At 73.5% G+C, this 11,838-nt stretch carries 10 protein-coding genes and 1 riboswitch; of the genes, 6 read left to right on the top strand and 4 right to left on the bottom strand.

The genetic code is table 11. The annotated features are described in order from the left end of the window. The first annotated feature begins 167 nt into the window (after nucleotides 1–167). A riboswitch (cyclic di-AMP (ydaO/yuaA leader) is annotated at nucleotides 168–339 on the top strand. Between the two features lie 7 nt (nucleotides 340–346). From ACFYW7_RS34530 to ACFYW7_RS34520, 3 genes are all read left to right on the top strand, one after another. Next, on the top strand, nucleotides 347–1,516 hold the full coding sequence (locus ACFYW7_RS34530) for an NlpC/P60 family protein (protein WP_389509783.1): 1,170 nt from the start codon (nucleotides 347–349) through the stop codon (nucleotides 1,514–1,516). Between the two features lie 196 nt (nucleotides 1,517–1,712). After that, entirely contained in the window at nucleotides 1,713–2,699 is a 987-nt protein-coding gene (locus tag ACFYW7_RS34525) for a tellurite resistance/C4-dicarboxylate transporter family protein (protein WP_389509780.1), read from the top strand. Between the two features lie 611 nt (nucleotides 2,700–3,310). Next, entirely contained in the window at nucleotides 3,311–4,399 is a 1,089-nt protein-coding gene (locus ACFYW7_RS34520; RefSeq protein WP_389509778.1) for an NlpC/P60 family protein, read from the top strand. Nucleotides 4,400–4,487: 88 nt separating this feature from the next. Here ACFYW7_RS34520 and ACFYW7_RS34515 read toward each other — a convergent pair whose 3' ends face one another. Then, complete coding sequence (locus ACFYW7_RS34515) at nucleotides 4,488–6,011, bottom strand: PLP-dependent aminotransferase family protein (RefSeq protein WP_389509776.1); 1,524 nt, start codon at nucleotides 6,009–6,011, stop codon at nucleotides 4,488–4,490. Between the two features lie 28 nt (nucleotides 6,012–6,039). Between ACFYW7_RS34515 and ACFYW7_RS34510 the strand changes: the two genes are divergently transcribed. Continuing rightward, complete coding sequence (locus ACFYW7_RS34510) at nucleotides 6,040–6,942, top strand: L-histidine N(alpha)-methyltransferase (protein WP_389509774.1); 903 nt, start codon at nucleotides 6,040–6,042, stop codon at nucleotides 6,940–6,942. Between the two features lie 190 nt (nucleotides 6,943–7,132). Here the strand turns inward: ACFYW7_RS34510 and ACFYW7_RS34505 are convergent, their stop codons facing one another. Continuing rightward, nucleotides 7,133–7,906, bottom strand: coding sequence for a LuxR C-terminal-related transcriptional regulator (locus tag ACFYW7_RS34505; RefSeq protein ID WP_389509772.1), 774 nt, complete (start codon nucleotides 7,904–7,906; stop codon nucleotides 7,133–7,135). Further along, complete coding sequence (locus ACFYW7_RS34500; RefSeq protein WP_389509770.1) at nucleotides 7,903–9,192, bottom strand: PspC domain-containing protein; 1,290 nt, start codon at nucleotides 9,190–9,192, stop codon at nucleotides 7,903–7,905. Before ACFYW7_RS34500 ends, ACFYW7_RS34505 begins: the two co-directional genes overlap by 4 nt. A 215-nt stretch (nucleotides 9,193–9,407) precedes the next feature. On the opposite strand from ACFYW7_RS34500, the gene ACFYW7_RS34495 reads away from it, so the two are divergent. Together ACFYW7_RS34495 and ACFYW7_RS34490 are read left to right on the top strand one after the other, a co-directional pair. Then, nucleotides 9,408–10,823: a PspC domain-containing protein gene (locus ACFYW7_RS34495; RefSeq protein ID WP_389509768.1), complete on the top strand. Its 1,416-nt coding sequence runs from the start codon at nucleotides 9,408–9,410 to the stop codon at nucleotides 10,821–10,823. Continuing rightward, on the top strand, nucleotides 10,810–11,046 hold the full coding sequence (locus ACFYW7_RS34490) for a hypothetical protein (RefSeq protein WP_389509766.1): 237 nt from the start codon (nucleotides 10,810–10,812) through the stop codon (nucleotides 11,044–11,046). The genes ACFYW7_RS34495 and ACFYW7_RS34490 overlap by 14 nt, the downstream gene beginning before the upstream one ends. Before the next feature lie 49 nt (nucleotides 11,047–11,095). Here the strand turns inward: ACFYW7_RS34490 and ACFYW7_RS34485 are convergent, their stop codons facing one another. Continuing rightward, entirely contained in the window at nucleotides 11,096–11,626 is a 531-nt protein-coding gene (locus tag ACFYW7_RS34485; RefSeq protein WP_389509764.1) for a DoxX family protein, read from the bottom strand. Between the last annotated feature and the right edge of the window lie 212 nt (nucleotides 11,627–11,838).

Below are 11,838 nucleotides of genomic sequence, written 5' to 3'. Positions count from 1 at the left end.
GCCGACGGGCACGCGGATCATCGTGAATGCGTCATGGACGGCGGGACGCGCGGAAAAGGTCACGAAAATGTATCGGACATATCGCACATCAACCTTCACACGGGCCACACCAGTTGGTTAGCGTGCGGGAAGGCCGCTCGACCGCAACCGGCGAACCTCGCCGGGCCGGGCGGCCTCCGCCGAGTTCGGCACGTCCATGGGGCGGCCGGAGCCGGGGACCCACCGACCTTGGGGTGAATCGGTCCAACCGCCTTGTGGGGCAAGGACCGTAGGGCAACCTTCCGGAACCACCCGCCCGAACCCGACAGCTAACCCGGTAGGCGGATGACGGAAGGAGTCGCCTCTCTTGGCGTCATACCGCACAGGGCGTCGCACGGGCACGCGGGCCGGCATACGGACCCCGGCCCTCGCGACGGCCGCTCTCGCCTCCATGGCCCTGTTCTCCCAGACGGCGAACGCCGCCCCCGCCGCCGAACCCAGGCCCAGCCTCGAAGAAGTCCAGAAGAAGGTCGACGACCTCTACCACCAGGCCGAGACGGCCACCGACAAGTACAACGCGACCCGGGAGAAGACGGCCAAGCAGCGGAAGCGCGTCGACACCCTGCTCGACGACGTCGCCGAGCGCACCGAGAAGCTGAACACCGCGCGCGAGGAGCTGGGTTCGTTCGCCGCCGCCCAGTACCGCACCGGCGCCGCCGCGCCCAACAGCACGAGCCTGCTGCTGGCCGACGACCCGCAGGACTACTTCGACCAGACCCAGCTGATGAGCCGTCTGACGACCCGCCAGAAGGCGGCCGTCGACGACTACGCCACGGAGCAGGCCGCCACCGCCAGGAAGCGGACGGAGGCCACCGAGAGCCTGCGGTCGCTGACCGCCTCGCGGAACGCGCTCAAGACGTCCAAGGCCACGGTGCAGCACAAGCTCACCGAGGCGCGTGACGTCCTGTCGAAGCTGACCGCCGAGGAAAAGGCGCGGCTGGCCGCGATCGAGGAGAAGAAGCGGGAGCGGGCCACGGCCGAGGCCGCGAAGCTGGCGCGTCAGCAGGCCGCCGCGCAGGAGGCCGCCCGGCAGCAGTCGCCGGACTCCACGGCCGGCTCGGCCTCCGGCCCGGCTTCAGGTTCGACGTCCGGCTCCACGGCCACGGACCCCTCGTACGCGGCGAAGGCGGCCAAGGCGCTCTCCTTCGCCCGCACGCAGATCGGCAAACCGTACGTCTGGGGTGCCACCGGCCCGGACTCCTACGACTGCTCGGGGCTGACCCAGGCCGTCTGGAAGGCCGCCGGCGTCAGTCTCCCGCGCGTCACCTACGACCAGGTGAAGGCCGGCACGACGGTCTCCCTGGCCGACGCCCAACCCGGTGACCTGGTCTTCTTCTACGACGACATCAGCCACGTGGGCCTGTACATCGGCAACGGCATGATGATCCACGCGCCGAAGCCGGGGGCGTACGTCCGCGAGGAGTCGATCTACTACGACGGCACCTCGGCGATCCACAGCGTGGTGCGCCCGGCGTAGAGCGGACGCGAACGACGCCTCTCGCGGGGCACGCGCGCGTGGAACCGAAAGGCCCGCGCCGCCGTGCCCCGCGCCCCCGCCGCACCGTCCGCGCCCCTCGCCCGCGCGCGCCCCTCCCGCCGGCGCCCCGCGTTTTCGCGCTCCCCGCGCGCGTGCCCCACCGGCAACGGCGCCGGAGATCCCTAGCATCGGGCGCATGCCAGACACACCGGCCGTACCGGACCCCTCCCTCCGCGCCTGGTGGGCGCGGCGGTCGCCCGCCGCCGGGGCCGCCGTCATGGCCACCGGGATCCTCTCGGTCGGGCTGCGCCTGACCGGCCACGAGGCACTCTCCCGTGTCGCGCTGGTCCTCGCGTCCGTCGCCTGGCTCGGGCTGGCCGCGGACTTCTCCGTCCGGCTGGTCCGCGACCGGGAGCGATGGGTGCGGCAGGCCGGCACCCCGGCCGGACTCACCGCCGTCGCCGCGACCACCGTGCTCGGCACCGGGCTGTCCGTACGGGGCCGGCAGGTGCTCGCCGAGGCCCTGCTCGCGCTGTCGGCCGTGCTCTGGCCGGTGCTGGTCCTGGCCGTCGTACGGAACTGGCGGCGCCGTATGACGGGCGCCGTGTTCCTCGTCTGCGTGGCCACCCAGGGACTCTCCGTCCTGGCCTCGGCGATCGGCCCGGCCGTGGGCGCCGCCTGGCTCACGCACGCGGCGCTGGCGCTGTTCTGGCTGGGCATCGTGCTCTACGGCGTGTCGTTCGCGCACTTCGACCTGTGGGAGGTGAAGCGGGGCGCCGGGGAGCACTGGGTGGCCGGCGGGGCCCTGGCGATCTCGGCGCTGGCCGGGGCGGGACTCGTCGCCGCGCACCACCTGGACCCGTACCTGTGGAACGACGACGACCAGGGCGTCCTGCGCGCCACGACCGGGGCCCTGCTCGCGCTGGACCTCCTCTGGTACTGCCTGCTGCTCGTCGCGGAGGTCGTGTGGCCGCGTCCGCGCTACGACGTGCTGCGCTGGGCGACCGCGTTCCCCATGGGGATGACGGCGGTGGCGACGCTGTCGGTGGCGGACGCCCTCGACGTGTCCTGGCTGGAGGGGCCGGGGCAGGTCCTGCTGTGGATCGCGGTGGCGGCGTGGGCCGTGGTCGCCGCGGGGGCCGTTCTCGCCGTCAGGTCCGCGACCCGGGGCCGAGGCGCCTGACACCCCCGCCCCCACACCCGAACGTCCGGTCCGCGAGGTCCCGCCGGTCCGTGCCTCTTGGCCCCGTCCCTCTTGACCCCGTTCCGCTTCGCCGTCCCCGTGCCGGCCGGACGGCCCTGCCCGAGCGCTCCACGTTTCCCGGGATCGTCCCGTTCCCGCCGGGCCGTCATGCCCGCGCGCCCCTCGTTCCCCAGGGTCGCCCGTTCACCCCGCCCGCCCGATTCGCCCGGTCCGCTCCGTGCACTCTCGCCACCCGTCCCTCTCGTGTCATCCATAGCACCGGGGCCACTCCGGTCGTCCGGGATTCGGCGCATCGGTCATCACTCTGCGTGAACCCGGCGGCGCAAGGCCGGAATCTCGGTCACATGAGGTCGCCGGGCAATCCAATGCGGACAGTTCCGCACAAGGCGTTACCAACGCCGCGCTCCCAGGTTTAACGTCCTCCCCCAGGTGACCGGCTCCCCACCGCCGCCCGGGCCAGGGGCGGCAGTCGGCCACCACCGCCGAGAAGGTCCGGCGGCGGCCCCGCTCCCCCTGTGTGAGCCGCCGCCGGACGTGTCACCGCTTGACCGCTCTCACGAGGGCGGTCGTACGGAAGGATGTGGGCCCTCGTGGCAGCGCACCGCAGGACCAAGCAGCGCTCGATCGGTGGAAACACGGCCCGCACAGCAGTCACCATCGCCCTCGCGGGCGCGGCGACGGCGACCGGCTTCGACGGGATCGGCCACGCCGACCCCCAGCTGTCCCCGACGCAGGTGAAGGCCAAGGTCGACAAGTTGTACGAGGAGGCGGAGGCCGCCACCGAGAAGTACAACGGCGCCAAGGAGAAGGCCGACAAGGCGGAGACGCGCCTGGGGACGCTCCGCGACGAGGCCGCGCGCCGCCAGGACCGGCTCAACTCGGCGCGGGACGCCCTGGGTTCGATGGCGGCGGCGCAGTACCGCAGCGGTGGACTCGACCCCGCGGTACAACTCGCGCTGTCCGACGACCCCGACCGGTACCTGGACGGCGCCGCGATGGCGGAGCGGGTCGGCAGCCGGCAGTCCTCGGCCGTCGCCGGGGTCCGCAGGGAGCTCCGGGAGATCGAGCAGTTGCGCGGCGCCGCGCACGTCGAACTCGCCTCGCTCAAGTCGCGGCAGACCGAACTGAGGCAGCAGAAGAAGACGATCAACGAGAAGCTCTCCACGGCACGCAGGCTGCTGGCGCGGCTCAGCCCCGAGCAGCGCGCCCAGTACGCCGAGCGGGGTGCCGCGGGCGAGCAGCAGCACGTCTCGCGCTCCTCGGCCCGGGAGTCGCTCCCGGCGCCGTCCGGCGCGTCGGCCGCTTCCGGTACCGCCGCCGCGTCCACCAGCTCCCGGGCCGCGGCCGCCGTCTCCTACGCCTACGCGAAGCTGGGCAGCCCCTACGTCTGGGGTGCCACCGGGCCCGACGCCTTCGACTGCTCCGGGCTCGCCCAGGCCGCCTACCGTTCGGCGGGCCTCTCGCTGCCCAGGACGACCTATTCCCAGATCAACGCCGGCCAGCGGGTCTCCCGGTCCGAACTGCGCCCCGGCGACCTGGTGTTCTTCTACCCGGGGATCACCCACGTGGGCATCTACGTCGGCAACGGGCAGATGATCCACGCGCCGAATCCGTCGGCACCCGTGCGGCTCGCCCCCCTCGACGAGATGCCCTTCGTGGGCGCCACCCGGGTGGTGTGACCCCGTCCGCCCGTCCGCCCGCCGGTTCCGGCCGAGGCGGCCGAGCCCCTGCCGGGAGCCGCCCGCCGAGGCCTCCCGGCAGGCTCCGTCAGGACGGCCGGTCCAGGAGCGCGTCCGCGATCACCGCCACGCCTTCCGCGATGGCGGTCGCCGGGGAAGCGGCGTACCCGAGGAGCAGGCCGGGCGGGCCGGGTCGCTGCCGGTGCCAGGACAGCGGATGGACCTTGACCCCGCGCGCCAGGCAGGCGGCGGCGAGGCCGGTGTCCGTGAACCCGGTCGCCCCGTCGCCGCGTACGGCACCCCCGGCCGGCTCGGGGAACGTGATCAGGAGGTGCAGCCCGGCGGCGGCGCCGTGCACGACCGCGCCCGGTATCCGCTCGCGCAGCGCCGCGATCATCGCGTCACGGCGGAGGCGGTGCCTGCGGCGCACGAGACGCAGATGCCGCTCCAGCTCGCCCGACTCCATCAGCCGGGCGAGGACGAGTTGGGGCAGGACGGCGTTGCCGAGGTCGGCGAAGCGCTTCGCGGCGACCAGCGCGTCCTGATGACGGGCCGGGGCGAGCAGCCACCCCGTGCGCAGCGCGGGGGCGAGCAGCTTGGACACGCTGCCCGCGTAGTAGACCCGCTCGGGCAGCATCGAGCGCAGCGCGGACACCGGCGGCCGGTCGTAGCGGTGCTCGGCGTCGTAGTCGTCCTCGACGATCAGTCCGCCCGCCGCGGCCCAGTCCATCAGCGCCCGGCGCCGCGCGCCCCCGAGCACGACCCCGGTCGGGAACTGGTGCGCCGGGGTCAGCAGCACGGCTCCGTACCCGCCCAGTTCCCGCACCCGTACGCCCTCGGTGTCCACGGGCACGGGCGGGGTGCGCAGCCCCTGGCGGCCCAGTTGCTGGCGGACTCCGAGCGAACCCGGGTCCTCCACCGCGATCTCCTCCACCCCGTCGGCGCGCAGCACCTGTCCGACGAGGGCCAGCGCCTGTGCGGTGCCGGCCACGACGATCACCTCGTCGGGCTCGGCGCCGATGCCCCGGTTCCGCGCCAGCCAGTGCGCCACGGCCCGCCTCAGCTCCGGTACCCCGCGCGGATCGCCGTACCCGAGCCCCGAGGCCGACAGCCCCGCCAGCGCCTCGCGCTCGGCCCGCAGCCAGGCCGCCCGCGGGAACGCGGCGAGGTCGGGCACGCCGGGCGAGAGGTCGATGCGCGCGGGGGCGGAGCGGATCAGGTCCAGGAGGTCGTCACCGGGCTCGGTGGTGAACAGGTCCCCGCGGGAGGCCTGTCGGGGTGGCGCGGGCGACGGAGCGGGGCGGACCGGGGCCGCGACGACGACGGTCCCGTTGCGTCCCCGGCCCGTCACGTGCCCGTCCTCCGAGAGCCGCCGGTACGCCTCGGTGACCACGCCCCGGGAGACGTCCAGTTCGGCGGCCAGGACCCGTGTCGCGGGCAGCCGGCCCCCGACCGGCAGCCGCCCCTCGGAGATCGCCCGCCGCAGGCGTTCCGCGAGCCAGGCGGCGCGCCCCCCGAACGGCGCCTCTCCGATGTCGAGTTGGAGGAAGTCCGAGCCGGGGACGCCACGGGTTATGGACCGGTCGGCACGCTCGTCATTGGACCTGTTCACCGGGCCATTCTCGGACGAGGCTCGACCCATGACCACACCGATCGACGCCATGGAAACGAACCGGGATCCGAGCGGGGACCGGGTCACGGACATCGACTACGTGCACGGCTACTCCGACCGCGAGACCCGCCGCCTCGGCGACCAGGCCGACACGCTGGCGGAGCTGCTGCACTCCGGCACGGCGTACCCGCCCGGCAGCGAGGTCCTGGAGGTCGGCTGCGGAGTGGGCGCGCAGACGACCCACCTGGTGACGGCGAGCCCCGGAGCGCGCTTCACCGCCGTCGACGTCTCGGCCGACTCCCTCGCCCGGGCCAGGGCCCGCGTCACGGCCCACGCCCCCGGCGCGCACGTCTCCTGGCACCAGGCGGACCTCTTCGAACTCCCCTTCCCCGACGCGTCGTTCGACCACGTATTCGTCTGTTTCGTCCTGGAGCACCTGGCCGCCCCGGACCGGGCGCTGACCGCCCTGCGCCGCGTGCTGCGCCCGGGAGGCACCCTCACCGTGATCGAGGGAGACCACGGTTCGGCGTTCTTCCACCCGGACAGCGCCCACGCACGGGCGGCGATCGACTGCCAGGCGAGACTCCAGTCCGCGGCCGGCGGCAACGCCCTGATCGGCCGTTCCCTGCATCCCCTCGTCACGGGCGCCGGGTTCGAGGAGGTCGAGGTGCGCCCCCGCACGGTCTACGCGGACCGCTCCCGCCCCGCCCTGGTCGACGGCTTCACCCGCGACACGTTCATCGCCGCGATCGAGTCCGCGGGCCGGGACGTCCTCGCGGCGGGGATGACGACGCGGCCCGCCTGGGACCGGGGCGTCCTGGACCTGCGGCGCACGGCCACGGGAGACGGGACGTTCCACTACACGTTCTTCAAGGCCGTCGCCGTGAACCCGGGCCCGGCCACGGAAGCGGACGGATCCGGCACCGGCTGACCCCGGACCGGCCGCCGCCCGCGACCCGCGCGGCGCCGTTCCCCGGGTCGCGGAACCTCCCCGACCCCTCCGGACCGTCCATGGCGTCCGTCGGTCCGTCAATTCGTCAGTCCGTCAGGAGCGCAGGCCCCGCCTCACCGTCCGGGGCCGCGGGGCTCTCCCGCTGCTCCCGCACGTCACGGGCGCCGGGTCAGACCAGCCGCCGCGCCGTCGCCCAGCGGGTCAGCTCGTGGCGGTTCGACAGCTGGAGCTTGCGCAGCACCGCCGAGACGTGCGACTCGACCGTCTTGACGGAGATGAACAGCTGCTTGGCGATCTCCTTGTACGCGTACCCGCGGGCGATGAGGCGCAGGACCTCGCGCTCGCGCTGGGTGAGACGGTCCATGTCCTCGTCGACGGGCGGGGCGTCCGTGGAGGCGAAGGCGTCGAGGACGAAGCCGGCGAGGCGCGGGGAGAAGACCGCGTCGCCGTCCTGGACGCGGAAGACGGAGTCCACGAGGTCCGTGCCGGTGATCGTCTTGGTCACGTACCCCCGGGCACCGCCGCGGATCACGCCGATCACGTCCTCCGCGGCGTCCGACACGGACAGCGCGAGGAAGCGCACCGGCCGCTCGGCGTCGGCCATCAACGGGGCGCAGCGGCGCAGGACTTCGACGCCTCCGCCGCCGGGAAGGTGGACGTCGAGGAGGACGACCTCGGGGCGGGTGGCCGTGATGACGGTCACCGCCTGGTCGACGTCCGCGGCCTCGCCGACCACCTCGACGCCGGTCCGCTCGGTCTCGCCGATCTCGGCCTGCACTCCCGTACGGAACATGCGGTGGTCGTCGACGAGCACCACACGCACCCGGCGCCCGCCCTCGGCTCCGGCCGGTCCGGCCGCGGGGGCGGCTGCTCCGGATGCGGCCGCCGAGGGGGTCCCCCCGGTCGAACCGCCGGACTCCACAGGCTCGTTCGCGTCGCTCATGACGTCTTCTCCGCCCTCTCCATCTCCAGCTCGACCTCGGTGCCGCCGTCCGGCACCGCGCGCAGTCGCGCCGTACCGCCGTTGCGCTCCATGCGGCCGATGATCGATTCTCTGACGCCCATACGGTCGGCGGGTATCGCGTCGAGGTCGAAGCCGGGGCCTCGGTCGCGGACGGACACGAAGACCGTCCTGCCCTCGACTTCGGCGTAGACCTGTACGGCGCCGCCCTCGCCACCGTACTTGGCCGCGTTCACCATCGCTTCGCGCGCCGCCTGCATCTGCGCCGTCAGACGGTCGTCGAGCGGGCAGTCGCCGACCACGACGACCTCGAGGGGAACGCCGTGCTTGTCCTCGACCTCGGCGGCGTGCCGGCGGACCGCCTCGGCGAGGGTGTCGGGCTCCTCGTCCTCGTCCTTGCCGCTGCCCTCCGGTTTGTAGAGCCAGGCCCGCAGATCGCGCTCCTGGGCACGGGCGAGGCGCCGGACCTCGCCCGCGTTCTCCGCGTTGCGCTGGATCAGGGTCAGGGTGTGCAGCACCGAGTCGTGGACGTGAGCGGCGACTTCGGCCCGCTCCTGCGCGCGGATGCGCATCAGGCGCTCCTCGGAGAGGTCCTGGGTCATCCGGATCAGATAGGGGCCGGCGAGGAGGGCGACGCCGACGAGGACCGCGAGCGCCGCCTGGAGCACCGAACCGAGGTGCGCCGCGGAGCCCTGAAGGACGAATATTCCGGAGACACCGGCGGTGACGAGCAGGACTCCCGCCGCGGACCGCAGCAGCGTGAGCGTGCGACGACGGCGGCCGACCTCCACCCAGCGGGCCCGGCGCGCGTTGTCAGCCTGGCGCCAGACCAGCGCGACACCGGCGCCGACGAAGACCGTCGGCCACAGGTACGCCTTGGTGCCGCCGCCGAGATTCACGTTGCCGACGAAGACCATGGCCACGACGACCATGAGGAGCAGGGCGAGGATCTGGCCCTTGTCCGGCTTGCGGGCCACCAGTCTGCGCCGCCCGTCGGGCGAGGTCTCGGTGGTGAACGCCGGCGTACGGACGGAACCGACACCGCCGACGCCCAGCGGCACGAAGAACCAGAACGCGGCGTACAGCAACGCGCCCAGCCCGTCCGCCACGAACAGACCGACGAACATCAGCCGCACCCAGACCACGGGCAGCCCGAGATGCCCGGCGAGCCCCCGCGCCACGCCCCCGAGCCAGCGTCCGTCGCTGCTGCGGTAGAGCTTGCGCGGGGGCCGCGGATCGTCGACGGGCATGGCTGCGGCTTCCGGCATGGCACCGATGTTCACACGCCCGGCGGACCGGAGCATCAGGGTCGGCCCCCGATACTCCCCTGATCTTCGGGAAACCGCGATCGAATCTTCGCGAAACCGCGATCGGGGAGCCGGCTCCCGGCCCTGGACTCCGGCCCTCCCCCGGGACGGATATCAGGGTTCGGCCAGGGTCATCCCGACTGCCGCCGCGCCGTCCCGCCCGTCACCATGGACGCATGACAGATCACCAGCACTCGGCGGCGGAGCCGGACCCCGGCACCGCTCCGGGCGATGAGCCGCGCGCCCGCGGAGGAGCGGGCACCGCACGGCCCGGGGACACGGACACCGCCTCCGAGGGGCTCCGCGGGTTCCGGCGCGACCACCGGCAGAAGATGCTGGGCGGGGTGTGCGCCGGGCTCGGCCGGCAGTGCGACATGGACCCGGTGATCTTCCGGATCGTGCTCGCGGTGCTCGCCGCGACCGGCGGCATCGGCCTCATCTTCTACGGCTTCGCCTGGCTCTTCGTCCCGTACGACGACGAGGAGGAGAACGAGGTCCGCAAGCTGCTCACCGGCCGTGTCGACGGCCAGGCGCTGGCCGCCGTGCTCTTCGCGCTGGTCGGCTGCGGGGTGTTCCTGTCCATGCTCAACAACGGCAGTGTGATGACGTTCGCCGTCGTCCTGTCCCTGCTGCTGGCCGGCGCGGGGTACTGGTCGCAGCACCGCGGCGCCGCCGACCCGGCCCCCTCCCCGAGCTCCCGGCCGCGCGCGAGCAGGGGAAGCCCCATCGCCGCGCAGGCCGTCGCCGACGCCCCGCCGGAGGCGAAGGCGCCACCCGCTCCCGCCTCGTTCTCCTCCTGGTGGCGCGACCCGATCGTCAAGGACGGCTCGCACGTCGGCGGCACCGGCTATCTGTGGGGGCCCCAGGAGGCACGGGAGCCGGACGCCGCGGCGGCCCTGAACACCGCCCTCGGCACCACCGGCCCCGGCCCGAGCGCCGGGCGGGAGCCCAAGCCCCGCGGTCCCCGCCGGATCGGCGGCCGGGTCTTCCTGCTCGCCCTCGCGGCGGGTGCCGTCGGCACGGGTCTGACCTGGGACGAGCAGGCGCTCGGCACCAGCCTCCAGGCGGGGCTGGCCGCCGCTCTCATCGTGTTCGGCCTGGGCATCGCCCTCAGTGCCTTCCTCGGACGCACGGGCGCGGGCACCGTCTTCCTGGCCGTGGTCACGGCAGGACTCCTCGCCGCCTCCGCGGCCCTGCCGAAGGACATCGGCACGCACTGGGCGCGGAAGAACTGGACTCCGGCGACAGCGGCCGCCGTACGGCCGAGCTACGACCTGGGCACGGGCGTGGGCACCCTCGACCTCAGCCGCCTCGATCTCGCCAAGGGGCAGACGGTGACGACCGACGCGGAGGTGGGCGCGGGCCGGCTGAAGGTGATCGTTCCCAAGGACGTGACCGTGCGGCTCACCATCGAGGTGGGCGTCGGAGACATCCAGTTGCCGGGCGACGACGAGAAGGACGTGGACGTGGAACCGGGCAAGCACAAGCAGCTGACCCTGCCGCCGGAGACGGGCGGCAAGCACGGCGGCACCCTCGACCTCGATCTCCAGGTCGGCGTGGGCCAGGCGGAGGTGGCCCGTGCCACGTCATGAGTTCCAGCCGGGAAAGCTGGTGACGGGGCTCTTCCTCGTCGCCGGAGGCATCGCCTACGCCGGGGACGCGGGCGGCTGGTGGGACACCGAGTGGTTCGCGATCATCCCGATCGTCGTCGGCGGCCTCTGCCTGGCGGGCCTCGTCGCCTCAGTGACCCACGCCGTACGCAGAAGCCGCGCCGACAGGGGTCGGCGCGGCGCGCGGTCGGAGACCGGGTCGTAGACGTGCGGTCGCCTCCCCGGCCCGGGGAGGCCGCAGGGCCCGGCAGGGCCTAGCGGTAGGTCCCGGCGCGTTGCCTGCGCCGGGCCCGCAGCGCCGCGTCCACGGAGAGGACCGAGGCACCGGCGAGGACCAGGGGGAGCCAGGCCATCAGGTAGGCGAGGTCGTTCCCGTAGTAGTACGGGGTGGCGGCCCAGCTCACCGTCAGCCAGAGGCTGAGCGAGATGAACGCGCCGCCCAGCGCGGCGAGGCGGGCGAACAGGCCGATCAGGGTGCCGATCCCGACGGCCAGTTCGCCGAGGGCGATGGCGTAGCCGAAGCCGACGGGACTCTTCAGGGCCAGGTCCACCAGGGCCGGGATCGCGGAGGAGTCCCGCACGGCGTGCATCATGTCGCCGATCGAGCCGGAACCGGAGGCCTTCATGAAGGCGCTGTCGGTGAGTTTGTCGATGCCCGCGTAGATGAAAGTGACGCCCAGGAAGATCCGCAAGGGCAACAGGGCGTACCGGGTGGCCGTGTCCCGCCAGTCGCGCCGCTCGTCGAGATACTGGTCGTGAGTGTCCGTCCGCATACCGTGAGTCATCGTTCTCCGCCGCCTCTCACCCACGTGCTGTTGACTCCTCAACAGACCATACGTACGGACGGTGCCCCCCGCTCAGGGGTCGTCACCCTTTTCCGGCCCCCACCTCCCGGAATCCCCCGGAACACCCGACGTGTCCCCTCGCCCCCGCCGCCCCTACCCGTCCCCGGGGCGCCACCCCGGACCCCGCTCCTCAAACGCCGGAGGAGCTGAAA

Source organism: Streptomyces sp. NPDC002580 (genome assembly GCF_042889485.1).
GTDB lineage: Bacteria > Actinomycetota > Actinomycetes > Streptomycetales > Streptomycetaceae > Streptomyces.
The sequence above is the reverse complement of the archived record's forward strand: the minus strand, read 5'-3'. Positions and strand labels throughout refer to the sequence as shown.

Bases quoted from the DNA above. Each gene is read 5' to 3' on its own strand.
- ACFYW7_RS34525 (WP_389509780.1), top strand. From the start codon at position 1,713: ATGCCAGACACACCGGCCGTACCGGACCCCTCCCTCCGCGCCTGGTGG.
- ACFYW7_RS34510 (WP_389509774.1), top strand. From the start codon at position 6,040: ATGACCACACCGATCGACGCCATGGAAACGAACCGGGATCCGAGCGGG.
- ACFYW7_RS34505 (WP_389509772.1), bottom strand. From the start codon at position 7,906: ATGAGCGACGCGAACGAGCCTGTGGAGTCCGGCGGTTCGACCGGGGGG.
- ACFYW7_RS34500 (WP_389509770.1), bottom strand. From the start codon at position 9,192: ATGCCGGAAGCCGCAGCCATGCCCGTCGACGATCCGCGGCCCCCGCGC.
- ACFYW7_RS34495 (WP_389509768.1), top strand. From the start codon at position 9,408: ATGACAGATCACCAGCACTCGGCGGCGGAGCCGGACCCCGGCACCGCT.
- ACFYW7_RS34485 (WP_389509764.1), bottom strand. From the start codon at position 11,626: ATGACTCACGGTATGCGGACGGACACTCACGACCAGTATCTCGACGAG.